This is a genomic window from Klebsiella sp. RHBSTW-00215 (assembly GCF_014103785.1).
GTDB lineage: Bacteria > Pseudomonadota > Gammaproteobacteria > Enterobacterales > Enterobacteriaceae > Klebsiella.
On the sequence record NZ_JABXQS010000001.1, the window covers coordinates 4,839,163 to 4,864,778 of the forward strand.

At 53.0% G+C, this 25,616-nt stretch carries 26 protein-coding genes; 11 read left to right on the plus strand and 15 right to left on the minus strand.

The window, feature by feature from the left end; all coding sequences use genetic code 11:
* Positions 1–2 precede the first annotated feature (2 nt).
* Both HV127_RS23080 and dcp read right to left on the minus strand, forming a co-directional pair.
* Positions 3–338, minus strand: a complete 336-nt coding sequence (locus tag HV127_RS23080) for a hypothetical protein (protein ID WP_228727493.1) — start codon at positions 336–338, stop codon at positions 3–5.
* A 354-nt stretch (positions 339–692) separates the two neighbouring features.
* Positions 693–2,735, minus strand: a complete 2,043-nt coding sequence (gene dcp / locus HV127_RS23085) for a peptidyl-dipeptidase Dcp (protein ID WP_182240786.1) — start codon at positions 2,733–2,735, stop codon at positions 693–695.
* Positions 2,736–2,895: 160 nt separating this feature from the next.
* Between dcp and ydfG the strand changes: the two genes are divergently transcribed.
* The gene (gene ydfG / locus HV127_RS23090) at positions 2,896–3,645 is read left to right on the plus strand and encodes a bifunctional NADP-dependent 3-hydroxy acid dehydrogenase/3-hydroxypropionate dehydrogenase YdfG (protein ID WP_112214300.1); all 750 of its coding nucleotides are present in this window, start codon (positions 2,896–2,898) and stop codon (positions 3,643–3,645) included.
* A gap of 88 nt (positions 3,646–3,733) precedes the next feature.
* Positions 3,734–4,420, plus strand: a complete 687-nt coding sequence (locus HV127_RS23095; protein ID WP_110274099.1) for a GntR family transcriptional regulator — start codon at positions 3,734–3,736, stop codon at positions 4,418–4,420.
* 56 nt (positions 4,421–4,476) lie between these two features.
* On the opposite strand, the gene HV127_RS23100 is transcribed toward HV127_RS23095, so the two are convergent.
* The 6 genes from HV127_RS23100 to HV127_RS23125 form a co-directional block, all read right to left on the minus strand.
* Positions 4,477–4,908 carry a universal stress protein gene (locus HV127_RS23100; RefSeq protein WP_182239050.1) on the minus strand — a complete coding sequence of 144 codons (432 nt, stop codon included), beginning with the start codon at positions 4,906–4,908 and terminating at the stop codon, positions 4,477–4,479.
* A 284-nt stretch (positions 4,909–5,192) separates the two neighbouring features.
* Positions 5,193–6,656, minus strand: a complete 1,464-nt coding sequence (locus HV127_RS23105) for a fructuronate reductase (RefSeq protein WP_182239052.1) — start codon at positions 6,654–6,656, stop codon at positions 5,193–5,195.
* Between the two features lie 229 nt (positions 6,657–6,885).
* Positions 6,886–8,262: an MFS transporter gene (locus HV127_RS23110; protein WP_182239054.1), complete on the minus strand. Its 1,377-nt coding sequence runs from the start codon at positions 8,260–8,262 to the stop codon at positions 6,886–6,888.
* A gap of 43 nt (positions 8,263–8,305) precedes the next feature.
* Entirely contained in the window at positions 8,306–9,325 is a 1,020-nt protein-coding gene (locus HV127_RS23115; RefSeq protein WP_182239056.1) for a Zn-dependent oxidoreductase, read from the minus strand.
* 10 nt (positions 9,326–9,335) lie between these two features.
* Positions 9,336–10,550 (minus strand): starvation-sensing protein RspA, encoded by a 1,215-nt coding sequence (gene rspA / locus HV127_RS23120; RefSeq protein ID WP_182239058.1) that lies wholly within the window; start codon positions 10,548–10,550, stop codon positions 9,336–9,338.
* Positions 10,551–10,757: 207 nt separating this feature from the next.
* Positions 10,758–11,084: a YnfA family protein gene (locus HV127_RS23125; RefSeq protein WP_182239060.1), complete on the minus strand. Its 327-nt coding sequence runs from the start codon at positions 11,082–11,084 to the stop codon at positions 10,758–10,760.
* Positions 11,085–11,222: 138 nt separating this feature from the next.
* Between HV127_RS23125 and HV127_RS23130 the strand changes: the two genes are divergently transcribed.
* Positions 11,223–11,564, plus strand: a complete 342-nt coding sequence (locus HV127_RS23130) for a DUF1283 family protein (protein ID WP_142513889.1) — start codon at positions 11,223–11,225, stop codon at positions 11,562–11,564.
* 67 nt (positions 11,565–11,631) lie between these two features.
* On the plus strand, positions 11,632–12,192 hold the full coding sequence (speG, locus tag HV127_RS23135) for a spermidine N1-acetyltransferase (protein WP_110274090.1): 561 nt from the start codon (positions 11,632–11,634) through the stop codon (positions 12,190–12,192).
* Here the strand turns inward: speG and HV127_RS23140 are convergent.
* Complete coding sequence (locus HV127_RS23140) at positions 12,186–12,896, minus strand: YnfC family lipoprotein (RefSeq protein ID WP_182239062.1); 711 nt, start codon at positions 12,894–12,896, stop codon at positions 12,186–12,188. The two genes, speG and HV127_RS23140, sit on opposite strands and share 7 nt — an antisense overlap.
* 102 nt (positions 12,897–12,998) lie before the next feature.
* Here HV127_RS23140 and HV127_RS23145 point away from each other — a divergent pair, with 102 nt between their 5' ends.
* The 6 genes from HV127_RS23145 (at position 12,999) to clcB (ending at position 19,411) form a co-directional block, all read left to right on the plus strand.
* Positions 12,999–13,250, plus strand: coding sequence for a DUF1161 domain-containing protein (locus HV127_RS23145; RefSeq protein ID WP_182240788.1), 252 nt, complete (start codon positions 12,999–13,001; stop codon positions 13,248–13,250).
* Positions 13,251–13,401: 151 nt separating this feature from the next.
* A complete protein-coding gene (gene ynfE / locus HV127_RS23150) occupies positions 13,402–15,837 on the plus strand; it encodes a selenate/tellurate reductase subunit YnfE (RefSeq protein ID WP_182239064.1) in 2,436 nt (811 codons plus the stop codon).
* Between the two features lie 10 nt (positions 15,838–15,847).
* Positions 15,848–16,465, plus strand: coding sequence for a DMSO/selenate family reductase complex B subunit (locus HV127_RS23155; protein WP_182239066.1), 618 nt, complete (start codon positions 15,848–15,850; stop codon positions 16,463–16,465).
* Between the two features lies 1 nt (position 16,466).
* A complete protein-coding gene (locus HV127_RS23160; RefSeq protein ID WP_182239068.1) occupies positions 16,467–17,324 on the plus strand; it encodes a DmsC/YnfH family molybdoenzyme membrane anchor subunit in 858 nt (285 codons plus the stop codon).
* A gap of 40 nt (positions 17,325–17,364) precedes the next feature.
* Positions 17,365–17,973: a Tat proofreading chaperone DmsD gene (gene dmsD, locus HV127_RS23165; RefSeq protein ID WP_182239070.1), complete on the plus strand. Its 609-nt coding sequence runs from the start codon at positions 17,365–17,367 to the stop codon at positions 17,971–17,973.
* Between the two features lie 142 nt (positions 17,974–18,115).
* Positions 18,116–19,411 carry a voltage-gated ClC-type chloride channel ClcB gene (clcB, locus tag HV127_RS23170; protein ID WP_182239072.1) on the plus strand — a complete coding sequence of 432 codons (1,296 nt, stop codon included), beginning with the start codon at positions 18,116–18,118 and terminating at the stop codon, positions 19,409–19,411.
* Here the strand turns inward: clcB and bioD are convergent.
* The 3 genes from bioD to HV127_RS23185 form a co-directional block, all read right to left on the minus strand.
* On the minus strand, positions 19,364–20,059 hold the full coding sequence (gene bioD, locus HV127_RS23175; RefSeq protein ID WP_110274082.1) for a dethiobiotin synthase: 696 nt from the start codon (positions 20,057–20,059) through the stop codon (positions 19,364–19,366). The genes clcB and bioD overlap by 48 nt on opposite strands.
* Positions 20,060–20,186: 127 nt before the next feature.
* On the minus strand, positions 20,187–21,407 hold the full coding sequence (gene mlc, locus HV127_RS23180) for a sugar metabolism global transcriptional regulator Mlc (protein ID WP_110274081.1): 1,221 nt from the start codon (positions 21,405–21,407) through the stop codon (positions 20,187–20,189).
* A gap of 124 nt (positions 21,408–21,531) precedes the next feature.
* The gene (locus tag HV127_RS23185) at positions 21,532–22,434 is read right to left on the minus strand and encodes a LysR family transcriptional regulator (RefSeq protein WP_182239074.1); all 903 of its coding nucleotides are present in this window, start codon (positions 22,432–22,434) and stop codon (positions 21,532–21,534) included.
* Between the two features lie 118 nt (positions 22,435–22,552).
* On the opposite strand from HV127_RS23185, the gene HV127_RS23190 reads away from it, so the two are divergent.
* Complete coding sequence (locus HV127_RS23190) at positions 22,553–23,803, plus strand: MFS transporter (RefSeq protein WP_181486072.1); 1,251 nt, start codon at positions 22,553–22,555, stop codon at positions 23,801–23,803.
* Between the two features lie 34 nt (positions 23,804–23,837).
* On the opposite strand, the gene HV127_RS31615 is transcribed toward HV127_RS23190, so the two are convergent.
* The 3 genes from HV127_RS31615 to HV127_RS23205 all read right to left on the minus strand — a co-directional run bounded on the left by HV127_RS31615 (position 23,838) and on the right by HV127_RS23205 (position 25,583).
* Entirely contained in the window at positions 23,838–23,930 is a 93-nt protein-coding gene (locus HV127_RS31615) for a KPN_01571 family protein (protein WP_220022287.1), read from the minus strand.
* Positions 23,931–24,108: 178 nt separating this feature from the next.
* Positions 24,109–24,699 carry a LysE family translocator gene (locus HV127_RS23200; protein WP_182239076.1) on the minus strand — a complete coding sequence of 197 codons (591 nt, stop codon included), beginning with the start codon at positions 24,697–24,699 and terminating at the stop codon, positions 24,109–24,111.
* Positions 24,700–24,743: 44 nt separating this feature from the next.
* The gene (locus tag HV127_RS23205; protein WP_182239078.1) at positions 24,744–25,583 is read right to left on the minus strand and encodes an AraC family transcriptional regulator; all 840 of its coding nucleotides are present in this window, start codon (positions 25,581–25,583) and stop codon (positions 24,744–24,746) included.
* Positions 25,584–25,616 lie beyond the last annotated feature (33 nt).

Below are 25,616 nucleotides of genomic sequence, written 5' to 3' on the forward strand. Positions count from 1 at the left end.
AGTCAGCCGAGAAGAATTTCCCCGCTTATTCGCACCTTCCCTAATACTTTCACGTTAAGACTAACCGTATTTGAGGAGTTATCTTTAAAAATTGCCATGCGGTCAAGCGCTTCTTGTAACGAATCGCGCCAAATTGGCGTAATAACCTCCATTCCCGCCGTGACATCACCTTTCTGCTCATCTGGACGAGCAAGTGATACCGTGAGTGATTTTAGTTGTGCATCAATTTTCTTTTGGCTAACACCTACGCTTGGTGTAGAAAAATTCAGAGGTGGAGCGCTGGTACATCCAGTTAAAGATCCAATGACAACAGCAATTAATAGTAGTTTTTTCATCATTTATCCCCATTAGCATCATGGGTATAATAGCGGAATAAACAATCAAAAAGTATTGATTTTAATCAGTTACTTAAATGATGATATAAACCACTTCCTGCACATAACTTTTTAATTGTTTTGCTCCACCATGTCTTAGGGCCCCTGATGCGGCCGACAGGCTCATTATGTCTGACAACATTAGTAGCTGGCTGGATTGGACACCCAAGTTAGGGATAGCTACGTGAATTACCTCTGGCATTTTCTCAGAATACAAAACCCATTTTGGGGAAGAACTTTAGAGGGATTTGGGCACGAAACTATTACTCAAAAACCGGGTTTATCGCCCGGTTCTCTTTTCACTAGCTAAACGCACTGCTAGCTCAGCCCGCGATTTTCCAGCATCGGTTCGATTTTAGGATCGTGCCCGCGCCACTGCCGATACAGTTCAGCTAAATCAGTGCTATTGCCGCGCGACAAAATCGCCTCGCGGAAGCGCTGGCCGTTTTCACGGGTTAAACCGCCCTGCTCAACGAACCACTGATAGCCATCGTCCGCCAGCATCTGCGTCCATAGATAGGCGTAATAGCCTGCGGCGTAGCCGCCGCCGAAAATATGCGAAAAATAGCTGCTGCGATAACGCGGCGGCACGGCGGAAAGATCCATATTCTCCGCTTGCAGCGCCGTCGCTTCGAAGGTATCAACATCCTGCGGCAGCGTTTCCGTCGACACGCTGTGCCAGTGCATATCCAGCAGCGCCGCCGCGAGCAGCTCGCTCATGTCGTAACCTTTATTAAACTTCGCCGCCCGGAACATGCTATCACGTAACGCTTCCGGCATGGCTTCACCGGTTTGATGATGCCGCGCATAGTGGGCGAATACCTGCGGTTCGCTGGCCCAGTGTTCAAAAATCTGTGACGGGAACTCAACAAAATCACGCGGCGTATTCGTGCCTGAGAGGCTGGCATAACGCTGGCTGGCAAACAGGCCGTGCAGCGTGTGACCAAACTCGTGGAATAACGTAATCACCTCATCCCACGACAGCAATGCGCTGTGGCCAGCCTTGGGTTTCTGATAGTTACAGACGTTGTAGATGACCGGATGCTGCGCGCGCAAAGTTGATTGCTCAACAAAAACGCCCATCCACGCCCCGCCGCTTTTGCTATCGCGGGCGAAAAAGTCACCATAAAATAGCGCAATCCCCTCACCGTTCGCGTCAAAAATTTCCCATACCTGCACATCTGGGTGATAAACCGGGATATCAAAACGCTCAACAAAGCGGATGCCAAACAGCTGAGAAGCGGCCCAGAATACGCCGTCGCGCAGGACGCGGTCGAGGGCGAAATACGGCTTTAGCTGCGCTTCGTCGATAGAAAACTTCGCCCGACGCACCTGCTCGCCATAGTAGAGCCAGTCCCAGGCCGCAGCCTGAAAATCGCCGCCTTCATTATCGATAACCTGCTGAATATCCGCCAGCTCCTGCTCGGCTCTGGCTCGCGCCGCAGGGGCTATCCGCCGCATAAAGGAAAAGGCCTGCTCAGGGGTTCTTGCCATCTGGTCAGCCATCGACCAGCTCGCATAATCAGCGGTCCCAAGCAGTTGCGCTTTACGGGCCCGGATCTCCGCGAGCCGCAATACCAGCTCGCGGGTATCATTGGCATCGCCTTTTTGGTTACGCGTCCAACCCGCAGCGAACAGGTTTTCTCGCGTCTGCCTGTCCTGCAGGGAAAGCAGCGCGGGTTGCTGAGTCGTATTAAGCAGCGCAAGCAGCCAGCGATCGTTTAAGCCTTTCTCCTGCGCCGCTTCTGCCGCTGCGCTTATTTCATCCTCACTGAGCCCTTCCAACTGATGGGCATAATCTACCACCAGACCACCGGACTTCACCGCCCCCAACAGACGTTGCTGAAACTGACTTTGCAGGGTCGCAGCTTCCGTATTCAGCGCCCGCAGCACCGTTTTTTGCTCTTCTGCCAACGTTGCGCCTGCGAGGGTGAAACGTTGCCAGGTTACCTCCAGCAAACGCATGGATTCAGCGTCCAGAGAGAGAGAATCACGCTGTTGCCAAACCTGTTTCACACGCTCAAACAGCGCCTCATTGAGCCAGATATTGTTGCCCAGTTCAGCCAGTTCGGCAGAAAACTGCTCATCCAGTTCCTGAATTATCGGGTTGGTATCCGCTCCAGCCATAGCAAAGAAGACGCTTGTCACCCGCGCCAGCAGCTGCCCGCTCTGCTCCAGAGCCACCAGCGTATTGGTAAAATCCGCCGGAGCCGGGTTATTAACGATCGCGCTAATCTCTTCACGTTGACGCCGTACGCCTTCATCAAAGGCCGGGCGGTAATGGCTATCTGAAATCAAATCAAAACGCGGCGCCTGATAAGGCAGCAGGCTGACGCTTAAAAAAGGATTGTTGTCCAACATCATCATCTCCTGAACACGATTATCCTGTAAGATTAGGCAACTCATTGATTGATCGCAATGATTTCCCCGCTCGTCAAATGTTGTCCGACGATTTCCATTACCCGTCGCCGATATCGCGTGCTATGGTATAAAGACACAAAAAGCGTTGAGGAACAGTAAGATGATTATCCTGGTTACCGGAGCAACAGCAGGTTTTGGTGAAAGTATTACTCGCCGTTTTGTCGCTAACGGTCACAAAGTCATTGCCACCGGGCGTCGCGAAGAGCGCCTGAAGACGCTGAAGGATGAGCTGGGCGAGAGCATTTATACCGCGCAGTTGGACGTGCGTAATCGTGCGGCTATCGAAGAGATGATCGCCGGGCTGCCCGCGGAGTGGCAAGCCATTGACGTTCTGGTTAATAACGCCGGACTGGCGCTGGGGCTCGAACCCGCACACAAAGCCAGCGTTGAAGACTGGGAAGATATGATTGACACCAACAATAAAGGGCTGGTGTACATGACCCGTGCGGTTCTGCCTGGCATGGTTGAACGTAACCGCGGTCATATCGTCAACATCGGTTCAGTCGCTGGTAGCTGGCCATATGCTGGCGGTAACGTCTACGGCGCGACAAAGGCTTTTGTTCGCCAGTTTAGTCTAAATCTGCGCGCCGACCTTCACGGCACCGCCGTTCGCGTGACCGATATTGAACCCGGTCTGGTAGGCGGAACAGAATTCTCTAACGTGCGCTTTAAAGGTGATGACGCCAAAGCGGACAAAGCTTACGAGAATACGCAAGCCCTGACGCCGGAAGATGTAACCGAAGCGGTCTGGTGGGTCGCAACCCTGCCGAAACACGTCAATATCAACACCCTTGAAATGATGCCAGTCAGCCAAAGTTTTGCCGGTCTGAACGTTCATCGTCAGGGCTAAGCTCAACGACCCGGTCAGCAGACCGGGTCTGGGCTGGAAAGCAAAAAACGCGTAAAATAGCGCAAAATTCCATTTAAAAGTAAGCACAATGGCCGCAGAATCCCAACTGAATCCGACACAGCCTGTAAACCAGCAAATTTATCGTATCCTTCGTCGGGATATCGTCCATTGCCTGATCCCGCCCGGCACCCCACTGTCCGAAAAGGAAGTTTCCGTACGCTTTGACGTTTCTCGTCAGCCGGTGCGTGAAGCCTTTATTAAACTGGCGGAAAACGGCCTGATTCAGATTCGCCCACAGCGCGGCAGCTATGTGAACAAGATTTCCCTCTCGCAGGTGCGTAATGGGTGTTTTGTTCGACAGGCCATTGAATGCGCAGTAGTGCGCCGCGCCGCCGGGATGGTGAATGATGAACAGCTCTATCAGCTTGAGCAAAATCTCAATCAGCAGCGTGCGGCGGTCGAACGCCAACAGTTAAATGATTTCTTTCAGCTGGATGATGAATTTCACCAGAAGCTCTCGCAAATTGCCGACTGCCAACTAGCCTGGGATACCGTCGAAAATATTAAAGCCACCATTGACCGGGTGCGCTATATGAGTCTCGATCATGTCACCCCTCCCGATATGATGCTGCGCCAGCATTATGATATTTTCCAGCCGCTGGTCGCCCGTAACCCGGATGCCGTAGAAAAAGCGATGAGCCTGCATCTGCAGGAAATTAGTGAGTCCGTCCTGCTTGTACGTCAGGAAAATAGCGACTGGTTCAGCGAAGAGTAAAAATATAGATAGCGGCAGAGTCTCTCACCTGCCGCCAAATGTTCAGGCTATCGATGTTATCTAATCACCAGAACCGGTATTTTAGCGTAGCGAATAATCGACTCGGCGTTGGATCCCAACAGATGAGTAGAAATGCCCGGCTTACGCGAGCCAATCACAATCACGTCATAGTCATCATTACTGCCGATCGCTAAGATTTCATCACGCACGTTACCAAACACGACCCGGGAGTGAATGCGCTCAGCAGGAATTGAGAACAGACGGGACAGCGACCTCATCTTTTTCTCTGACTCTTCCCGCATATATGCTTCAAATTTACGAATATCGGCTGCGAAACCGCGCAGAACTGAGCTACTGCTGTTTGGCAATATGTTCAGCAGCGTGATTTCACCTTCATCCGCTGAGGCCAAAAACTCCGCATGGCGAACGGCTTTGTCACTTAAATCCATTTCAAAAACGTCTACGGGCAACAATATTTTCTTGTACATAGTCCGTTCTCCTTTACTCAAGAAACTAAATAATTTAAGCCATCATGCCATATTTATCACAACGGGAGAACAACACATCCGCCAAATAAATATTTAATTCATTAAAATAAATATAAATTATATATATTTAGCTATGGATAGCTAAAGTTAAGTGTGTTCAACGATCTGGATCAAGTTTATTGCCCAATATGGTAGGTTTATATAGCCTGGATAATTCACGTTGTCGGCAGGTGGCATGCCAGAGGAAAAATGCCGCCAGTAAGGCGGCATCAGAATGGATAAATTTAGTTGGCCTGGGCCCACGCAGCAACAGTGGCTTTTGCGCCGTTCTTTTGCAGTGCTAAATAGGCGTTAGTGACCGCATCTACGAAGCGGCCTTCCTGTACCAGAGTCTGACCGAAAATGGCCTCAATACCCAGCAATGCCTTCACTCGCCCTTCACCTTCTTCGCTGTTGCGCACGGTCTTGGCAATCACCGGCAGCAACGGGTCAGAAATTTCAATTGACTGTCCCTGGTCATCAACGCCGCTGACGTAGCGCATCCAGCCCGCAACGCCCATCGCCAGCAGAGTAAAATCGCTGCCATGTGCCAGATGCCAACGAATCGAATCCAGCATGCGCTGTGGCAGCTTCTGACTACCGTCCATCGCTATCTGCCAGGTGCGGTGCTGCAACGCCGGATTGCTGTAACGGTCGATAAGCAAACCTGCGTAACGCGCTAGATCTACGCCTTGTACTTTCAGCGTCGGAGCCTGTTCATTCAGCATCAGCGCATGTGCGGCACGGCGATAGTTGTCGTCCAGCATACAGTCATTAATATGCTGATAACCTGCCAGATAACCCAGGTAAGCCAGGAAGGAGTGGCTACCGTTGAGCATGCGCAGCTTCATTTCCTCAAACGGCAGCACGTCAGATACCAGCTCAGCGCCCGCCTTTTCCCATTCCGGACGACCGGCAACAAAGTTATCCTCAATAACCCACTGGCGGAACGGTTCACAGGCGACCCCAGCAGGATCGCGCACGCCGGTGAGTTGTTCAATTTTGTCCAGCGTATCCGCTGTCACGGCCGGGACGATGCGGTCAACCATCGTGGATGGAAAAGTAACATTGCGCACAATCCATTCAGCGAGTTCGGCATCAACTGCACGGGCATAGGCACAAACGACATTACGCATCACGTGGCCGTTTTCCGGCATATTATCGCAGGACATGACGCTAAATGCGGCCAGCCCAGCCGTCTTACGTCGTGCCAAAGCTTCCACAACCACGCCCGGCGCTGATTTTGGCTGATGCGGGTTTTGCAAATCGGCGACAATCAGCGGGTGATCCAGCTGTAGTTCACCGCTCGCTGGGGAGTGGCAGTAACCTTTTTCAGTAATGGTCAATGAGACAATGGCGACCTGCGGTTCACACATTTTCGCCAGCACGCTTTCCAGACCATCTACCTGGGCGTGCATCGCCTGCTTCACCACGCCGACAACGCGAGCAGTCCAGGCATCCGCCGACATCTCGGCGACGGTATACAGCAAATCCTGCTGTTGCAGGTCGGCAATCTGTTGCTCGCCGCCGATTAAATTGACTTCTGTATAACCCCAGTCGCTGCCGTGTTCTGTTGCCAGAATATCGGCATATACCGCCTGGTGGGCGCGATGGAATGCGCCAAATCCCAAGTGGACGATACGCGGAACGAGCCGGTCGCGATCGTAAGAAGGCAGCGTGGCATTAGCTGTTAAAAGCGTGTTTTCCATGGTGACTCTCATTTTATGATGTTCAAAAATCCATTCTCAATGAGAATGGCTCAGTGATATAAACCATCTCATATGATTGGTATGACACCTTTGACCTTCATCAACTACCATACAAGATAATGTCATTATATATTCAGCATATTTTGCATGAAGGGATAGAAAATGCCGGGCTAAAAACCCGGCAGGTTATTAATTTACAACTATCATCAAGGTGCGGACTCTATGGAACTCAAATATATTGCCCGTTGCCGACCGTTTTTTTCTCCGGCGTGCAATCTGCAGCATCATTGAGCAAACTCAAATCACGGTCGCGGACTTCAGGCATCAGAATGGCAGAAATTAAACCAATGATTGAATAACAAACCAGCATAATAACGATGGGCATCCATGAGCCGGTCATATTACAGAAAATACCAGCCAGTACGGGACCAAAGCCTACGGCAACTAAACCGCCAGCCTCTTTCGAAATCGCCATACGGGTAAAGCGATTACGGGAACCAAACAGTTCGGCCATGGTAATATTTTCCAGAGCAAACAGGCCTAACACCGCCACATTATGAATCACAATCAATGACGCCATAATAGTGCTTGCGCTATAGCTCTTATCTACAATTATCGACAGCATCGGGTAAGCCAGAATAATCGCCGAGATATTGATGATAATGTAAGGTACGCGACGACCTATTTTATCTGATAACCACCCCAGGAAAGGAATAGTGATAAAGCCAATAACCGAGCTAATCATTAATGCGTCAGTTGGTATACCTTTATCAAACAATAACGTTTGTACCAGATAACCTGCGAGGAATGTTTGCAGTAAGCCGGAGTTACCCGCTTGCCCAAAGCGCAGACCCGTCGCCAGCCAGAAGGACTTACTTTTCAGCATCGCACCGAGGGTGTTCTCACTGGTCGCAGCCTCTTCCTGCAAAACATTTTCTTCACTAACCTGTTCAAACACCGGGCTTTCTTTCAGGTTCAGACGTAACCAGATAGCAAAAATCATCACCACAACGCTTGCCAGGAACGGAATACGCCATCCCCACGCGACGAGCTGTTCGCGGTCCAGTACGAAGAACATGACCGCCCAGATGGCCGTGGCGCTTAACGTTCCGCAGTTGGTTCCCATCGCGACCAGCGAAGAGATAATGCCGCGCTTACCTTTTGGCGCATATTCTGCCAGCATGGTGCCCGCTCCGGAAATTTCAGCCCCGGCGCCTAATCCCTGAACGATACGTAAAGTGACCAGTAATACCGGCGCTAATATACCGACCTGAGCGTAGGTTGGCAGAACGCCAATCAGGGTGGTACAAATCCCCATCATGGTGATGGTAATAAACAGGACTTTTTTACGCCCTATACTGTCACCCATCTTACCAAAAAAGAATGCCCCGACGATTCGTGCAATATACCCTGCGCCATAAGTCCCCATTGCCAGAATAAGCGCCATGGCAGCAGATTGTTCAGGGAAAAATATTTCATGAAAAACCAGCGCCGCGCCAAGAGAATAGAGCTGGAAGTCCATAAACTCCAGCGCGGTACCTAACCAACCAGATACGGCTGCACGAATGAGATCTGATGTTGTTCTCTCATTTTTAACTGTAGTCATAATGATTATCTCTAATTGTAGGATATAGAGTCCGCACTCGTAATTATTGCCCGAAGGTTAATAAAACCTTACAGCAACGTTTTCTGTCATTCTCAAAAAGTTCCAGTGCATCAACAACATGTTGATACTCAAATTCGTGAGTGATCAGCTCCTCTGGATTAATTAGCCCTTGTTCTAACCAATCAATTACCACCGGGAATTTATTGGCATTCAGGCGTGACGAGAAAATAGATAACTCTTTCCCGGTAATGCCTTGTTGGACAACCTGAGAGGGTTCTGTTGAGAATCCCATCAACACAATTCTTGCCGCCGGTGAGGCTAACGTGACGGCTTCTTGCAAAATCGTCGGATGACAGGCGGCGTCAATAATCAGAGTCGGCTGTATTCCCTTCTCTTTCAGCGTTTCGGATAACGGCTTCTCGCCATTATTGATAACCCAATCCGCTCCGTTGCGCTGCGCCATCTGCAGACGCTCATCAATCCGGTCAACCACGATCACCTGCTTAACGCGGTACACCCGTTTCAGCACCTGGATAGTTGTTAGGCCCATCGGCCCAGCCCCGTAGACCAGCGCAACATCCTGGTCAGTTGGCGAGACATGTCCAGTAACGTTAGCCGCAATAGTGAAAGGTTCAATCATCACCGCATGTCGGTCAGAAACCGAATCCGGTACCAACCAGGCATTTTTAGCCGGCACGACGGCGTACTCGCTAAAACCGCCATCCCGATGAACGCCAAGCACCACTAAAGAGGTACACACGTTCGGTTTTCCCACTGAGCAAGGATAGCAATGACCGCAGCTAATCACCGGGTCAACGCTGACGCGCTGGCCAACGACTTTATCAGTGACACCTTCACCAACCGCATCAATCTCGCCGAAAAATTCATGCCCTATCACGCGCGGATATTTAGCAAATGGGTTGTGCCCGCGATAAATATGGCTATCAGAACCGCATATTCCCGCCAGTTTCACTTTGACCCGCACTTCCCCTGCCGCAGGTTGCGGAATTGGACGCTCTTCAATCACTAACTCGTTAGGTTGACGAATCACAATACTTTTCATTTCTTTCTCCTCACCAGTTCCACAACGTGCCGTCTTCCAGACGGGCTACCGGCAAATAAGCGGGTTCATAGGGATATTTCGCTGCCAGCTTTTCATCAAACTCGATGCCCAGGCCCGGTTTTTCACCCGGATGCATATAGCCATTATCAAACGTCCAGCTATGCGGGAAGACTTCCAGCATTTGCTCGGAATAGCCCATATATTCCTGCACGCCAAAGTTCGGCACCCACAGGTCGAAATGCAGCGCTGCGGCCATACAAACTGGCGACAGATCCGACGGCCCGTGTGAACCGGTGCGCACTTGATAGAGCGAAGCAAAATCGGCAATGCGGCGCATACCCGTAATCCCACCGGCGTGAGTAATGGTGGTGCGGATATAGTCGATCAATTGTTCTTCAATCAGCTGCTTACAATCCCAAATGCTGTTAAAGACTTCCCCAACTGCAATCGGTGTGACGGTATGCTGACGAATTAAGCGGAAGCACTCCTGGTTCTCTGCCGGGGTCGGATCTTCCATCCAGAACAGGCGATAATCTTCGATACTTTTACCAAAGCGCGCCGCTTCAATTGGCGTCAGGCGGTGGTGCATGTCATGGAGCAAATGTTCGTTAAAACCAAACTTTTCGCGCACGGCAGCAAATAGCTGCGGCGTAAAATCGAGGTATTTTTCTGTCGACCACAACTGCTCTTCCGGCCACTGCCCTTTGGTAGCTGGTTCGTAGGCCTGACCTTTACCTTTCGCCATGCCGTAGGTGGTTTTCATACCCGGCACACCGCACTGCACGCGAATGGCCTTGAATCCCATCTCCTGGTGGCGAGCATAATCATCGAGTACTTCATCAATGGAGTGGCCCGTGGTGTGGCAGTAAACCATGACCCCTTCCCGCGATGCCCCACCCAGCAGCTGATACAAAGGCATGCCTGCTGCTTTTGCTTTAATGTCCCACAGGGCCATATCGACGGCGGAAATAGCCGACATCGTCACCGGACCGCGACGCCAGTACGCGCCTTTATAGAAAAATTGCCAGATGTCTTCAATACGATGCGCATCACGCCCAACCAGCTGCGGGCAAAGGTGATCGCGCAGATACGATGCGACTGGCAGCTCGCGGCCGTTTAGCGTGGCGTCACCGTAGCCGACAATTCCGTCATCGGTGGTGATTTTAAGGGTGACAAAGTTACGTCCTGGACAAGTGACGAAAACTTCAGCGGCAACGATCTTCATCTCATCTTCCTTACATCTATGCGGTTAGTGAATAAAATTAAAACACCAGACCTACTACCATACAAGTATGACGATCAAAAAGAATGCGTTCGATCACATTATCTCGGTTGCCAAAATGGGATCTCAAAAGACGGGAATGAATTAAGATGGGGAAAAACAATCCGGACCAATGCGGGTTTGATCCGGATGATTAACTCAAAGCGATCGCTATGCTCGTCCCCATCCTGCCACAATGATTAGCATCCCGCACAGCGCAATCAGCGCCCCTGCCCAGTCGTAATGACTCAGTTTTACGCCATCAACGAAACGCAGCCAGAGCAGCGCTGAACAGACATAAACACCGCCGTAAGCCGCATAGACGCGCCCGCTGGCTTCCGGATGCAGCGTCAACAACCAGACAAACAGCGTCAGCGCCAAAGCAGTCGGAATCAACAGTAACGAGCTTGCCCCACGTTTCAGCCATAGCCAGGGTAAATAGCAGCCGATGATTTCACACAGGGCGGTAGCAAAGAAAAGTAATGTTGTTTTTAGCATTTAAAGATTCGTAAAGGGGACAATGAATTAATCCATTCTACGCAATAATGCCCCATAACCAGGTCTGTTTTGTCGGGTATGCCGTCGAAAAGAGATGTAGTAAACTCAGACTAAGGGGATCACTTAAAGGAAATCGTGATGAATATGACATTGAACAAACGCTGGTGCCTGACCGCTATGCTGGCGCTGAGCGCGGTAATCTTTACCGCATCGTCATTTGCCAAAACTGACAAGCTGGTGATTGAATCCGGCGATAGCGCGCAAAGCCGCCAGCAGGCCGCGATGGAAAAAGAACAGTGGAACGACACCCGTTCTTTACGCCAGAAGGTCAACACGCGTACCGAGAAAGAGTGGGACAAAGCCGACGTGGCTTTTGATGCTCAGGACAACTGCCAGAAGAGCGCGAACGTTAACGCGTACTGGGAACCCAACACCCTACGCTGCCTTGATCGCCGCACTGGCCGTACCGTAGCACCGTAATTTATGGCGCCTGCGGGCGCCATAATTCATACAACTGCGCAATAACTCACAGGTATTAGGTATTCCCATGACTGACGCTCATCACGTCAAACTTCGCCCACTCGAGCGCGAAGACTTACGCTTTGTCCACCAGCTCGATAATAACGCCAGCGTTATGCGCTACTGGTTTGAAGAGCCTTATGAAGCCTTTGTCGAACTTTCTGATCTGTACGATAAACATATTCACGACCAGAGCGAACGCCGCTTTGTCATTGAATGCGACGGTGAAAAAGCCGGCCTGGTGGAACTGGTGGAAATCAATCACGTTCACCGCCGTGCGGAGTTCCAGATAATCATCTCCCCGGATTATCAGGGGAAAGGTCTGGCAACCCGCGCTGCGAAGCTCGCAATGGACTACGGCTTTATGGTGCTCAACCTCTATAAGCTGTATCTCATTGTTGATAAAGAGAATGAAAAGGCAATTCACATTTACCGCAAGCTCGGTTTCATAGTGGAAGGTGAACTCATTCATGAATTCTTCATCAACGGCGAATATCGCAATACTATCCGCATGTGTCTGTTCCAGCACCAGTACCTGACCGAGCACAAAGCACCGGGTCAGACGTTGCTCAAGCCGACGGCTCAGTAATACTCGATGGTGTTTTTGATAGTGTAGTGGTAAGTCAGCGGGGGCTGGACGCTGTTATCGACCATCTGCTGCTCGCAGCGAGTAGGGTTGTAATAATCATCGTATTCGCAGGTCTGCTGTACGCTGCCGACCGGATTATCATCTGAAACCAATACGGCGCTATAGTTCAACTTCTGACGTGAGTCGGCTGAAGGTGTCAGCGTTACCGCATAACGCGCATCTTTAGCCGTCGTGGTTTTCCCCAGCGGAAAACCCTCGCTATCATAGCGATAAGAGGTCGTTGTTTTTTTACCCATTGACGTTACGATAAAACCATTATCATCCATCTCCCACTTCATCCCTTCAGACACCATTTCAGCCAGTTGGCATTTCCCCTGCAAGCGCAGGCGTTTTTCATGGGTTTCAGAATCAAGGTAGTAATTCGCATCCAGCAACCACGCCCCACCGGTGTTCTCTTCACGATTATCCAGAGCGATAAGATCAAAGCACCCTTCGTTTGACAAACGCGCTCTCACCTCTTTAATCGCTTTATCATGTTCATCAAACAGCGTCTGAGTAAACTCCTTCACCGGCCCGCGCAGCGGATCGAACTCAAATTCGTTAGAAAAACTCGCCATTTCCGGCGTAAACGCTTGTGGCGCTGCCTTTTCATCGCAGGCGCTAAGCGCCCATACTGCCGATACCAGCAAAAACAGTCTTTTCACGCGCGATTCCTTTTGTGCATAGTGCAATCATATTAGCAAATACAATTGTTTACACCACGTCTGCTATGCTTAAATCTGGATAAGGTCAATAAGGAGTTTATGATGAAATTATCACCCTGGCTATGCGCGGCTCTGCTGCTGGGTTCAGCATCCGCTTTGGCAGCACCCGACTCATGCGAGCGGGTTAAAAACGATATTCAGCAAAAAATCATCAATAACGGCGTCCCTGAATCAGGGTTTAGCCTCGCGATTGTCCCGAACGATCAAACCGATCAACCCGGAGCGCAGGTTATCGGCCACTGCGCCAATGATACGTTTAAAATTATCTACACCCGCGACAGCGACTCGCAGTAACCTCCTGCCGTTTTGTTGTAAAAGGTCTTATCCCTCGGTTGACCGGGGATAAGATCTTCCTAACCCCTTTTAAGTATTATTTCTCACTCCACGCCACCCTATTACGGCGGCGTCGTACCTACACCATTATAACAAGATCATGGAGTGAGCTATGTCTAACCAGGAATATCCCGGCGGCCTCAGCCGTCGAACGCTAATAAAATCATCCGCCCTTGGCTCGCTGGCTCTTGCGGCTGGCAGTCTATCGTTACCTTTTAGCCTGCGTACCGCCGCCGCTGCGGTTCAACAGGCTACCCAGAGCGAAGAACGTATTGTCTGGGGCGCCTGCTCGGTCAACTGCGGCAGCCGCTGCGCCCTGCGTTCGCACGTACGCGATGACGAAGTTGTCTGGGTAGAAACCGATAATACCGGGCCGGATGTTTATGGCGATCATCAGGTTCGCGCCTGCCTGCGCGGCCGCTCTATTCGTCGCCGCATTAATCATCCTGACCGCCTCAATTACCCGATGAAACGCGTCGGTAAACGCGGCGAAGGTAAGTTTGAGCGTATTAGTTGGGAAGAAGCGCTGGATACGATTGCCGATAACCTCAAAAGGGTCGTCAACGATTACGGCAACGAAGCAGTTTATCTCAATTACGCCACCGGCATCGTCGGCGGCAATATGACCCGTTCCTCTCCTGCGGCCTCTCCCGTAAAACGCCTGATGAACTGCTACGGCGGTTCACTGAATCTGTACGGCTCATATAGCACCGCTCAGATTTCCTGCGCGATGCCCTACACTTACGGCAGCAATGACGGCAACAGCACCTCCGATATTGAAAACAGCAAACTGGTGGTCATGTTCGGTAATAATCCGGCGGAAACCCGCATGAGCGGCGGCGGCATTACCTATTATTTAGAGCAGGCACGCGAGCGTTCAAACGCGCGAATGATCGTTATTGACCCGCGCTACACCGACACCGCCGCCGGTCGTGAGGATGAGTGGATCCCCATTCGTCCCGGTACCGATGCCGCGCTGGTGGCAGGCATAGCCTGGGTGCTGATTAACGAAGGCCTGGTCGACCAGCCGTTCCTCGATGAATATTGTGTCGGTTACGATGAAAAAACGCTTCCGGCAGATGCCCCGGCAAACGGGCATTACAAAGCGTATATTCTTGGCACAGGCGATGACGGCATGGCCAAAACCCCACAGTGGGCCTCACGTATCACCGGCATTCCCGTTGACCGCATTGTGAAACTGGCCCGGGAAATCGGCAGCACCAAACCAGCTTATATTTGCCAGGGCTGGGGGCCGCAGCGCCAGGCCAACGACGAGTTGGCATCCCGCGCCATAGCCATGCTAGCGATACTCACCGGTAACGTCGGTATTAACGGCGGCAACAGCGGGGGGAGAGAATCTACCTATACCATCACCATTGAACGCCTGCCGGTGTTGGAGAATCCGGTTAAAACCGCCATCTCCTGCTTTAGCTGGACCGATGCCATCGATCGTGGCGCAGAGATGACTGCCACTCGCGACGGCGTGCGCGGTAAAGAGAAGCTGGATGTACCGATTAAATTCTTCTGGAACTACGCCGGTAACACCATCATCAACCAGCACTCTGACATCAACAAAACCCATGAGATCCTGCAGGACGAAAGTAAGTGCGAGATGATCGTGGTTATCGAAAACTTTATGACTTCGTCGGCTAAATACGCCGATATCCTGCTGCCGGACCTGATGACCGTTGAGCAGGAAGATATTATTCCCAACGACTACGCCGGTAATATGGGCTACCTCATCTTCAGTCAACCAGTCACTTCAGCCAAGTTTGAACGCAAACCCATCTACTGGATCCTCTGTGAAATCGCGAAACGCTTAGGCGATGATGTTTATCAGAAATTTACCGAAGGCCGTACCCAGGAGCAGTGGTTACAGCATCTGTACGGCAAAATGCTGGCAAAAGACCCGGCTCTGCCGAGCTATGACGAGTTGAAACAAATGGGCATCTACAAGCGCAAAGACCCTAACGGACACTTCGTCGCTTATCGTGATTTCCGCAAAGACCCGCTTGCAAATCCGTTGAAAACCCCATCGGGTAAAATCGAAATTTACTCCAGCCGACTGGCAGATATCGCTGCCAAATGGCAACTGGAAAAGGATGAAACCATCAGCCCGCTGCCTGTCTATGCCTCCACCTTCGAAGGCTGGGATGACCCACTGCGTGATAAATTTCCGCTGCAAATGTTCGGTTTTCACTACAAAGCGCGTACCCACTCCAGCTACGGCAATATCGATGTGCTACAGGCCGCCTGCCGTCAGGAGGTATGGCTTAACCCGCTGGATGCCGAAAAGCGCGGCATTAAGAACGGCGATATAGTGCGCGTATTCAACGCTCGCGGTGAGCTACGGATCCCGGCCAAAGTAACCCCGCGCATCATGCCCGGCGTGTCGGCAATGGGCCAGGGCGCATGGCATGATGCCAACATGAGTGGCGATCGCGTCGATCACGGTGCCTGCATCAATACGATCACTACCCATCGCCCATCGCCGCTGGCTAAAGGCAATCCGCAGCATACCAATCTGGTCGAAATCGAGAAGGTTTAAGGAGTAAACCATGAGTACACAGTATGGATTTTTTATCGATTCCGCCCGCTGCACCGGCTGCAAAACCTGCGAGCTGGCCTGTAAGGATTATAAAAACTTAACCCCGGACGTCAGCTTTCGCCGCATTTATGAATACGCAGGTGGCGACTGGCAGGAGGATAACGGCGTCTGGAATCAAAACGTCTTCGCCTATTATCTCTCAATCGCTTGTAACCACTGCGAAGATCCGGCCTGTACTAAGGTCTGTCCCAGCGGTGCGATGCACAAACGCGATGACGGGTTTGTGGTGGTGGATGAAGAGGTTTGCATCGGTTGCCGTTATTGCCATATGGCCTGTCCGTACGGCGCGCCGCAGTACAACGCGGCGAAAGGTCATATGACCAAATGCGACGGCTGCCACACCCGGGTTGCCGAAGGCAAAAAACCTATTTGCGTCGAGTCTTGTCCATTGCGGGCGCTCGATTTTGGACCTATTGAAGAACTGCGCCAAAAACATGGCCAACTTGCCGCCGTCGCACCGCTGCCGTCGGCACACTTCACCAGGCCGAGTATCGTTATCAAACCGAACGCCAACGCGCGTCCGTGTGGCGATACCACCGGCTATCTGGCTAATCCAAAGGAGGTGTAAAATGGGAAATGGATGGCATGAATGGCCGCTAGTACTGTTTACCGTGCTGGGGCAAAGCGTCGCAGGGGCGATTATCGTCACCGGACTTGGCTGGCTATCATTAAACAACAACTCTGAAGCTCAGCAGCGCCTGGTGCGCAGTATGTTTTTTATCTGGCTGCTGATGGGAATTGGCTTTCTCGCTTCGGTCATTCACCTCGGTTCACCACTGCGGGCATTTAACTCGCTTAACCGCGTTGGCTCATCGGCATTGAGTAACGAAATCGCCAGCGGTGCGCTGTTCTTCGCCGTGGGTGGAATCTGGTGGCTGCTCAATATTCTCGGAAAAATGCCGCGAATATTAACTAAGGCCTGGCTGCTGCTGACCATGCTGCTCGGCTGCCTTTTCGTGCTTGAGATGACTCTGGTATACCAGATTGATACCGTACCAACCTGGTACAATGGCTACACCACTGCCTCATTCTTTCTGACGATGGTGCTGTGCGGCCCACTGTTCGCAGCCCTGCTGCTGCGCATCGCCAACGTCCCTTTTAATGGCAGAGTATTCGCCTCAATGAGCGCCCTGGCGCTGTTGGCCAGCCTGGCGGTGGTGATTTTACAAAACACCGAACTGGCGGAGATCCACAGTTCAGTCCAGCAGGCCAGCGCCCTGTTACCGGATTATGGCTGGCTGCAAATCCTGCGCTTAGTACTGCTGACGCTGGGCCTCGGCTGCTGGATTTGCCCGCTGGCAAGACGTAAAAACCCGCATGTCGCCAGTCTGGTGCTCGGTTTGATTCTGGTTTTGCTCGGTGAGTTCATCGGGCGCGGCCTGTTTTATGGTCTGCATATGACCGTCGGTACGGCGATTGCCGGTTAATAAATGGGTGCTGCCGCACCCAGCGCAGTAAGGAACAAGTATGATGCAACCGCAAGACCGCGACGCCGTCGCCCTTAGCGCCCGTACGCTGGGCGCATTGTTTTCCTTTGCTCCGGATAGCCCGCAGGCCGCCCCGCTGATCGCCGCTTTTCGCGACGGTAGCTGGCAGGCTGAGTGGCCATATGCTGTCGCCGATACGCTGACGACGCAGTTCTCGACGGCTGACGATGAACCGTTGCCGCAAGCCTGGCAACGCTTATTTATCGGTCCGTGGGCGCTGCCTGCACCGCCCTGGGGCTCCGTGTGGCTGGACAAAGAAAGCGTGCTGTTCGGCGATTCAACGCTGGCGCTACGTGAGTGGATGCGCGCGAATGGCATCAGTCTGGCAGAGCAGCATTCTGAACCGGAGGATGGCTTCGGCACTTTGCTGCTGCTGGCCGCCTGGCTCTGCGAGTCAGGTCAGGATGAGGCTTTTACGCAGTTGCTTGCCTGGCATCTGCTACCGTGGTCAGGCCGTTTTCTCAGCGTGTTTATCGCTGATGGCGGAAATCCGTTTTATCAGGCGCTGGGCCAGCTGGCGCTAGCAACGCTCGCTCAATGGCAAGAACACTTACCCTGCGCGGTCGCTGAAAAACCGCTCTATCGGTAATCCTCCGCGCCATGCCTGCCCCACAGGTATGGCGCACTAAGTGACACCGTCACTTAAAAGCCAGTCTAAGCACTTATAGCTTTTGCGTATATCCTTATTTCCAATCACAATAAACCATAATTTCCACTACCCGTACCCTCTGATGCACCGTCTGCATAGTTATCCTGATGTCCAGGTCATGTTTCGTCGCCTGTTAATTGCCACGTTAGTCGGCATCTTTGCCGCACTGGCGGTCGCCCTGTTTCGCAATGCCATGGCGGGCCTGGAAAGCCTGTTTCTCAGCAATGACAGCGGCAGCCTGGTTAATGCTGCCCAATCACTCCCCTGGTGGCGGCGGCTGTTGACGCCTGCACTTGGCGGGATGGCTGCGGGATGCCTGCTTTGGCTCTGGCAACGCCGCATGGTTGAGCGCCCTCATGCGCCAACCGACTACATGGAAGCTCTGGAAACCGGGGACGGTGTGTTTGATACGCCAGCCAGTCTGGTGAAATCGCTGGCTTCACTGCTGGTAGTCGCCACCGGCAGCGCCATTGGTCGCGAGGGGGCGATGATCCTGCTGGCGGCGCTGGCGGCTTCGCTGTTTGCCCGCCGTTTTACGCCAAAAGACGAGTGGAAGTTATGGGTCGCCTGCGGTGCCGCCGCCGGGATGGCGAGCGCCTATCACGCGCCGCTGGCCGGCAGCCTGTTTATCGCCGAGATATTATTCGGCACCCTGATGCTGGCCTCGCTTGGCCCGGTAGTAATTGCCGCCGTCGTTGCCCTGTTGCTGACCAATCTGATGAACGGTGGGTCAGCGCCGCTTTATCACGTTGAATTCCACGACACCCTGCGCGCCACGCATTATGCTCTGATGCTGGCAACCGGCCTGTTGGCTGGGCTATGCGGGCCGCTCTTTATCTGGCTGATGAGCTTCAGCCATCAATGTTTTGTTCGCCTTCGCCTGACTCCTCCGTGGCAGTTGGCGCTGGGAGGCATCATCGTCGGTCTGCTGTCGCTGATCACCCCGGCGGTCTGGGGGAACGGCTATAGCGTGGTGCAAAGCTATCTTCTGTCGCCGCCGCTGTTTACTGCCGTGATTATCGTCTTTGTGTGCAAGCTGCTGGCGGTGCTGGCAAGCAGCGGTTCCGGCGCTCCGGGCGGCGTATTTACGCCAACGCTGTTTGTTGGGCTGGGAATAGGCATGCTGTTCGCCAGCTTTACGGGGCTATGGCTGCACGATTATCAGGAAATAGCGATTATGATTGGTTTAACCGGCATGGCGACATTTCTGGCAGCCACGACCCATGCGCCGATTATGTCTACATTGATGATTTGTGAGATGACCGGGCAGTATGTATTACTCCCCGGCTTACTGATTGCCAGCGTACTGGCATCAGTGCTGTCGCGGACGTTATGCCGTGACTCTATCTACCGCCATCACCTCGCCGAGCATCGATAAATCAATATACTGGCTCAGCTCGCGCTGCTCGGCGCGCGGTAAATAAGGCAGCTCGCCAATAAGCGGCCCCGGCAGTTTTTTGCTCAGCACGTCGATGATTTCAGCATAGTGCGCCAGACCGGGGTTGATACGGTTGGCCACCCAGCCAATCAGCGGCAAACCATCATTGGCAATGGCCTGCGCAGTCAGCAGGGCGTGGTTGATGCAGCCTTCCTGAATACCCACCACCATCAATACCGGAAGCTGTTCCTGCACCACCCACTCTGAGAGCGGACGCAAGTCGTTCATCAGGCTGCGCCAGCCGCCGGTGCCTTCGACCACCACGTGATCGACCTGACCGCTCAGGCGCTGGAGGCCATCCGACAGCAGACTGTAGTTAATTGGGCAGCTATGCGCCACGCTGCTTTCATCTTCGCTTAACGCGATGGGATTGACAGCGTCATACGGCAGCACGAGCGAAGAAACGCTCTGTAAAACCAGCGCGTCTTTGTTCCGCAGTCCGTCCGGCGTCTCTTTGCTGCCCTTCGCCACAGGCTTGTACCCGGCCACGCTTTTGCCGCTGGCAGCAAGTGCCTGCAACAGCGCACGGGAGACCACCGTCTTCCCGACAGCAGTGTCAGTACCTGTTATGAAGAAACGCTTAAACATCACTAGCCCCACAGTTATGTTGATGAAAAATACAGGAGAGAAATAGTCAACTGTGGAAAAAGTCTACGCGAAGCTGCCAAAGTCCAGCTTGAGATAGCGCAATTTTTGGTGTGAATATGAAAAAATGTTAACCCTGTAACAGTCGTATCAGCAACGATCCGTTATAGAGCGCATCTTTGACCAGAGCCGCGCCAGCCATCGTTCCCCGGTTAGAAAACTGGGTGCTTTCTACCGCAATATGGCGGCTGTAGGCCGGTAGCGACTGTTGCCGAATACAATCAGAAATTGCCGGAAACAAGATATCCGCGGCCAGGTTAAAGGGGGAGCCAATGAGGATTTTTTGCGGGTTAAAAAGGTTCACCATGATTGCCAGAATCCGCCCGACGTGGTTCCCGACGCCGCTGATAATATCGCGCGCCAGCAGGTCCCCCTGCAGCGCAGCCTGACATAACCATTCAACGCTCAACGGCTGCTGATGCAACATTGAGCTCATCGATTTAGCCATCCGAACCTGTGCCAGTTCGAGCACGCTTTCGACGCTGGCGATGGTTTCCAGGCAGCCATGGTTACCGCAGTAGCAGCGTTTTCCGTACGGATCGACCTGAGTATGGCCGATTTCCACCAGGCTGCTGCTGCCCGCATGTAGCAGGCGGCCATCGGTGATGACTCCAGCACCAACGTTATGGTCGATAACCACCTGAATGACGTCCCGCGCCCCTCTCGACGCGCCAAACAGCGACTCAGCCATGGTCCAGGCGCTGATATCATGCTGAATGTAGACCGAGACCCCGGTATGGTTAGATAAGATCTCGCCAAGCGGCATATCTTTAACATCATCATAAAACGGCATCCGGTGGATGATGCCGTTTTCAGTGTCGATAATTCCCGGCATGGTGATGGCAATAGCGGTTAATCGTTCCAGCTTTTTTTGATGACGAATAAAAAACTGATCAACATGATCGAGTACGCGCGTCGCAAAAGGCTGAACATGCTGTAACGCCAGCTCAAGCTGCTCTTCCACCACCAGCTTGCTGCTTAAATCACGCAGGGCGAGATGGATTTCGCCGCGGTTAATGCGGATGGAAAGATAGTGCCAGGCTTCCGTTTCCACCATTAACCCAACGGCGGGACGCCCACGGCTGCCGGGGTCCTGGATTTCGGTTTCCTGCACCAGGTGCGCTTCCAGCATTTCACGCACGATTTTGGTGATACTGGCAGGTGCCAACTGCGCGAAGCGCGAGAGGTCGATACGCGACACCGGGCCAAGCTGATCAATCAGGCGATATACCGCGCCTGCGTTGGTCTGCTTTATTTGATCGATATGGCCTGGCTGACTGTCCGCTACCACCGTTGACTCCCTTTATTTTCGCGCTTCGAAATAAACTGAGGGCTATGGTGAAGCACTTCAATGCTTCACGTCAAATTTTTACTTAGCCTTGTGATTTACCGCACATTTCTAGATGGTTTTTGTCCTAAAAATCTAATGTGGCGCTGGCGAGAAGCGACTCACGAAAGCGCTGCGCCGCCTGTCCCTGCTCGTGATGCTTCGACCACACCAACCACATTTCAGATACCGCGTCCTGCTCCTCAATGGGTAACCAGCGCATTTCCGACAGTTGAACCCGCCTGAACGATGCGGGCAGAATTGACACGCCAAGCCCGGCGGCGACCAGTCCAATAATGGTCATCGCCTCACCCACCTCTTGAGTGATAACCGGCGTTAAGCCATAGCGGCGCATCAGCCCGAGAATATCGTCGTACAACCCGGTTCCTACGTGAGGATCAAAAAACACAAACGGTTCCCGAGCCAGCTCCCGCAGGCTGACGCTCGGTTGGCTTGCCAGGGGATGGTCGCGCGGAACCATGGCCAGCAGCGGCTCGCGCAGCACCCTTTCCCAGGCCAACGTATCCGGCAACTGGGTATTGCGCATCAGCCCCAGATCGAGCGTTCCCTCGTTAAGGGGCACGATTTGTTCCCGGGTGTTGGTTTCCCGGGTCTGGATATGCACATCCGGATAGCGGCGGCGAAAAGTCGAGAGCGTGTCGGATACCGCCTTAATAAAGGGAGCCGATGAGGTGAAACCGATTCGCAGCTCACCGGTTTCACCATGGTGTAAACGGGCGGCTCGGGCGGCGGCTTCGTCAACCTGGGTAAGAATCTGTCGGCTATCAGCCAAAAACTGTTTCCCTGCTTCCGTCAGGCTGACGCTGCGGTTAGTTCGGGCAAACAGACGCGCGCCAATCTGCTGTTCAAGGATTTGAATCTGCTGGCTAAGCGGCGGCTGGGAGATATTCAAACGCGCCGCCGCATGACCGAAATGTAGCTCTTCGGCAACGGCAATAAAGTAGCGCAGATGACGCAGTTCGATATTCATATTTAAAACGTTTTATTTGAGATTATTAATATATTAGACAGAATATTTACATTTTCATACCCTTTACTGGTGACCTGCGAGGCCACTTAACTCTCTGTTTATCAGCAAGGATTTTTCCGTGAGTCGTACAACTACCGCTGACATCGTGCCGGCAAGCGACGTCAGCGACGCTATCGTTCCCCAGCCAAATCAGTTTATTAAACGCGGCACCCCGCAATTTATTCGCGTTACCCTCGCGCTCTTTTCTGCCGGACTGGCAACCTTTGCGCTGCTCTATTGCGTGCAGCCAATTCTGCCGGTGCTCTCCAGCGAGTTCGGCGTTTCACCGGCCAGCAGTAGTATTTCGCTGTCGATTTCAACAGCCATGCTGGCGGTCGGTCTGCTGTTTACCGGCCCGCTTTCCGACGCCATTGGTCGCAAACAGGTGATGGTTACCGCGCTGGTGCTGGCCTCGTGCTGCTCTCTGCTGTCGACGATGATGTCAAGCTGGCACGGAATTCTGATTATGCGCGCATTGATCGGCTTATCGCTAAGCGGCGTGGCGGCGGTCGGTATGACTTATCTGAGTGAAGAGATTCATCCCAGCGTTGTGGCGTTCTCAATGGGGTTGTATATCAGCGGTAACTCCATTGGCGGCATGAGCGGCCGCTTGTTGACCGGGGTGTTCACCGATTTCTTCGGCTGGCGCATCGCGCTGGCGGTGATTAGCTGTTTTGCCCTCGCCGCGGCGATCATGTTCTGGCGCATCCTGCCGGAATCGCGCCATTTTCGTCCGACCTCGCTGCGGCCGAAATCGCTGCTGATTAACTTCCGCCTGCACTGGCGCGATCGCGGCCTGCCGCTGCTGTTTCTCGAAGGTTTTTTGCTGATGGGGTCGTTCGTCACTCTGTTTAACTATATCGGCTACCGCCTGATGCTCTCGCCGTGGTCGCTGAGCCAGGCGGTCGTTGGCCTGCTGTCGGTGGCCTATCTGACCGGCACCTGGAGCTCGCCGAAAGCCGGGGCCATGACGGTACGCTATGGTCGCGGCCCGGTGATGTTGTTCTCCACAGCGGTGATGCTCGGCGGCCTGCTGCTGACCCTGTTCTCATCGCTATGGCTGATTTTTATTGGCATGCTGCTGTTCTCCGCCGGGTTCTTCGCCGCGCATTCGGTCGCCAGCAGTTGGATAGGCCCGCGGGCCCGACGCGCGCGCGGTCAGGCATCATCGCTCTATTTATTTAGCTACTATCTGGGTTCCAGTATGGCGGGTACATTGGGTGGGGTTTTCTGGCATAACTACGGCTGGAACGGCGTCGGCGGGTTTATCGCGTTGATGTTAATAGCAGCACTTCTGACCGGCGCGTGTCTACACAAACGTCTGAAATAAAACGTCTTAACGTGGCCTGAACGGGCCACGTTGCTCACCACATTCCCAGAACCGACGACATACCCATTAACTCTCTGAGAGCATCAACGGAAAGCAGTGCGATAAACAGCCAGGTAAACGGATTCATAATCAACCCCGCATCAGCAGCCAGCGCCTTTGATGAGTTTAGCCGCTGGCCAGAGAAAGAGTCTGCTATTTTGCGCACATTTGGATTATTTCGACCTAAACATAAAATACGCAACCGATTAATCAATACATAATGCTGATTTTGGTGGCTAACGGCGTTTAAGGTTGCGCAAGAATGGTTATTTCAGCATTCCCGTCCAGGCGGAGAGCAGCAAAAGCAGCGCCATAGTGCGCTGGAAACCCACCAACCCACGATCGGTACGAAACATCCGATTGACCACCTGCCCAAGCCACGCCCACGCCACCAGACAAACTAGCGATATCAATAAAAACCACAGCGCCATCAGCGCAATCACTGGCAGCGGATGCTGGCCCGTTGGTGCAAACAGACTCACCACCGCCAGCGCCATCATCCAGGTTTTCGGATTCACCACTTGTAACAACGCCGCCGCGCGAGCGGTAAAACGCTTTTGCGTCCCGCCATCTAAATCCGGCGGCGGCGCGCTAAAGAGCTGCCAACTGAGCCAGCTCAGCCATAAAGCCCCGGTCCAGCTCATTATCTGCCGCACCAGCGGATACTGGTGCAAAAGCTCCCCGGCTCCAGCTCCCGATATCATCACAATCAGACTGGCCGAGACGCATGCGCCAATTACCGCTGATAGCGTAGCCTTCACGCCATAACGCTGGCTGTTGGCCAGAATCAAAATATTGGTCGGCCCAGGGGTGATCGAGGCGACAAAAGCAAATAACAGATACGGCAGCAGATCCACAGGTGGCTCCTTTTATAAGGCGAGCGACTACTTTGCGGATATTTTCAGGAAACGTCTGGAAGGTTTGTGCACAGGCGACGGTAATGCGCCGGAGTCAGCCGATATGAGCGCAGAAACCAGCGTCCGAGATGGCTCTGGTCAGCAAAACCCAGCGTGGCGGCAACGTTCACCGGCAACTCACCGCAGGCCAATAGCTGTCGCGCCTTAGCCAGCCGCAGTTGAATAAGCCATGCGTGAGGCGCAAGGTTGAACTCACGCTTAAAGCAGCGCGTCAGGGTGAACCTGTCGGTGCCCGTCTCGCGGGCCAAATCGGAAAGGCCAATATTTTCCCCCACATGAGCATACAGATAATCTCTCGCCCGATGAGCCACTGCCGCACTTTGGACATGCGAGGGCAATTTTTTGCGCCAGTGGCAATGCGCCGTGAGCTGGGACAGCAAGCTGTCCATGCAGCTCTGCTGGACAATGCGCATCTCATTGCCGTGCAGGGTATTAAAGGTTTCGCCGATCGCGCGCACCAGCTGCGGTTCGCGAGTCAACGTGCGGGCAAAATGCAGCGAATAGCTTCCGGGAACCGATTCATACAGTCCTTGCAGAGTATCGGTCAGCCATTTTTCATCAAGATAAAAGGTCAGATAGGTGAATCCGCCAACGATCGGGGCATCGCCATCGTGGATTTCGCCCGGTTCCAGTAAAAAAGCATCCCCCGGATGGCTGCGATGGCGTTCACGGCGGCAGGAAAACTGCTGAGTACCGGACAGTGTGATCCCCACCAGATAGCTGTCGTGCCAGTGTGGATCATAGGCGTGGCCTTCAAAATGCGCCTTAATCGTTTCAATTCCCGAGTCTGCGTGCTGTCGCAGCTCCAGCCAGTCATGAGTCATACACTCCTCCACTTTACCGCAGCATTGACGATC

What these genes read in the sequence shown, in the direction of transcription:
- HV127_RS23080 (WP_228727493.1), bottom strand. Translation starts at nt 338, where the DNA reads ATGATGAAAAAACTACTATTAATTGCTGTTGTCATTGGATCTTTAACT.
- dcp (WP_182240786.1), bottom strand. Translation starts at nt 2,735, where the DNA reads ATGTTGGACAACAATCCTTTTTTAAGCGTCAGCCTGCTGCCTTATCAG.
- ydfG (WP_112214300.1), top strand. Translation starts at nt 2,896, where the DNA reads ATGATTATCCTGGTTACCGGAGCAACAGCAGGTTTTGGTGAAAGTATT.
- HV127_RS23095 (WP_110274099.1), top strand. Translation starts at nt 3,734, where the DNA reads ATGGCCGCAGAATCCCAACTGAATCCGACACAGCCTGTAAACCAGCAA.
- HV127_RS23100 (WP_182239050.1), bottom strand. Translation starts at nt 4,908, where the DNA reads ATGTACAAGAAAATATTGTTGCCCGTAGACGTTTTTGAAATGGATTTA.
- HV127_RS23105 (WP_182239052.1), bottom strand. Translation starts at nt 6,656, where the DNA reads ATGGAAAACACGCTTTTAACAGCTAATGCCACGCTGCCTTCTTACGAT.
- HV127_RS23110 (WP_182239054.1), bottom strand. Translation starts at nt 8,262, where the DNA reads ATGACTACAGTTAAAAATGAGAGAACAACATCAGATCTCATTCGTGCA.
- HV127_RS23115 (WP_182239056.1), bottom strand. Translation starts at nt 9,325, where the DNA reads ATGAAAAGTATTGTGATTCGTCAACCTAACGAGTTAGTGATTGAAGAG.
- rspA (WP_182239058.1), bottom strand. Translation starts at nt 10,550, where the DNA reads ATGAAGATCGTTGCCGCTGAAGTTTTCGTCACTTGTCCAGGACGTAAC.
- HV127_RS23125 (WP_182239060.1), bottom strand. Translation starts at nt 11,084, where the DNA reads ATGCTAAAAACAACATTACTTTTCTTTGCTACCGCCCTGTGTGAAATC.
- HV127_RS23130 (WP_142513889.1), top strand. Translation starts at nt 11,223, where the DNA reads ATGAATATGACATTGAACAAACGCTGGTGCCTGACCGCTATGCTGGCG.
- speG (WP_110274090.1), top strand. Translation starts at nt 11,632, where the DNA reads ATGACTGACGCTCATCACGTCAAACTTCGCCCACTCGAGCGCGAAGAC.
- HV127_RS23145 (WP_182240788.1), top strand. Translation starts at nt 12,999, where the DNA reads ATGAAATTATCACCCTGGCTATGCGCGGCTCTGCTGCTGGGTTCAGCA.
- ynfE (WP_182239064.1), top strand. Translation starts at nt 13,402, where the DNA reads ATGTCTAACCAGGAATATCCCGGCGGCCTCAGCCGTCGAACGCTAATA.
- HV127_RS23155 (WP_182239066.1), top strand. Translation starts at nt 15,848, where the DNA reads ATGAGTACACAGTATGGATTTTTTATCGATTCCGCCCGCTGCACCGGC.
- HV127_RS23160 (WP_182239068.1), top strand. Translation starts at nt 16,467, where the DNA reads ATGGGAAATGGATGGCATGAATGGCCGCTAGTACTGTTTACCGTGCTG.
- dmsD (WP_182239070.1), top strand. Translation starts at nt 17,365, where the DNA reads ATGATGCAACCGCAAGACCGCGACGCCGTCGCCCTTAGCGCCCGTACG.
- clcB (WP_182239072.1), top strand. Translation starts at nt 18,116, where the DNA reads ATGCACCGTCTGCATAGTTATCCTGATGTCCAGGTCATGTTTCGTCGC.
- bioD (WP_110274082.1), bottom strand. Translation starts at nt 20,059, where the DNA reads ATGTTTAAGCGTTTCTTCATAACAGGTACTGACACTGCTGTCGGGAAG.
- HV127_RS23185 (WP_182239074.1), bottom strand. Translation starts at nt 22,434, where the DNA reads ATGAATATCGAACTGCGTCATCTGCGCTACTTTATTGCCGTTGCCGAA.
- HV127_RS31615 (WP_220022287.1), bottom strand. Translation starts at nt 23,930, where the DNA reads ATGAATCCGTTTACCTGGCTGTTTATCGCACTGCTTTCCGTTGATGCT.
- HV127_RS23205 (WP_182239078.1), bottom strand. Translation starts at nt 25,583, where the DNA reads ATGACTCATGACTGGCTGGAGCTGCGACAGCACGCAGACTCGGGAATT.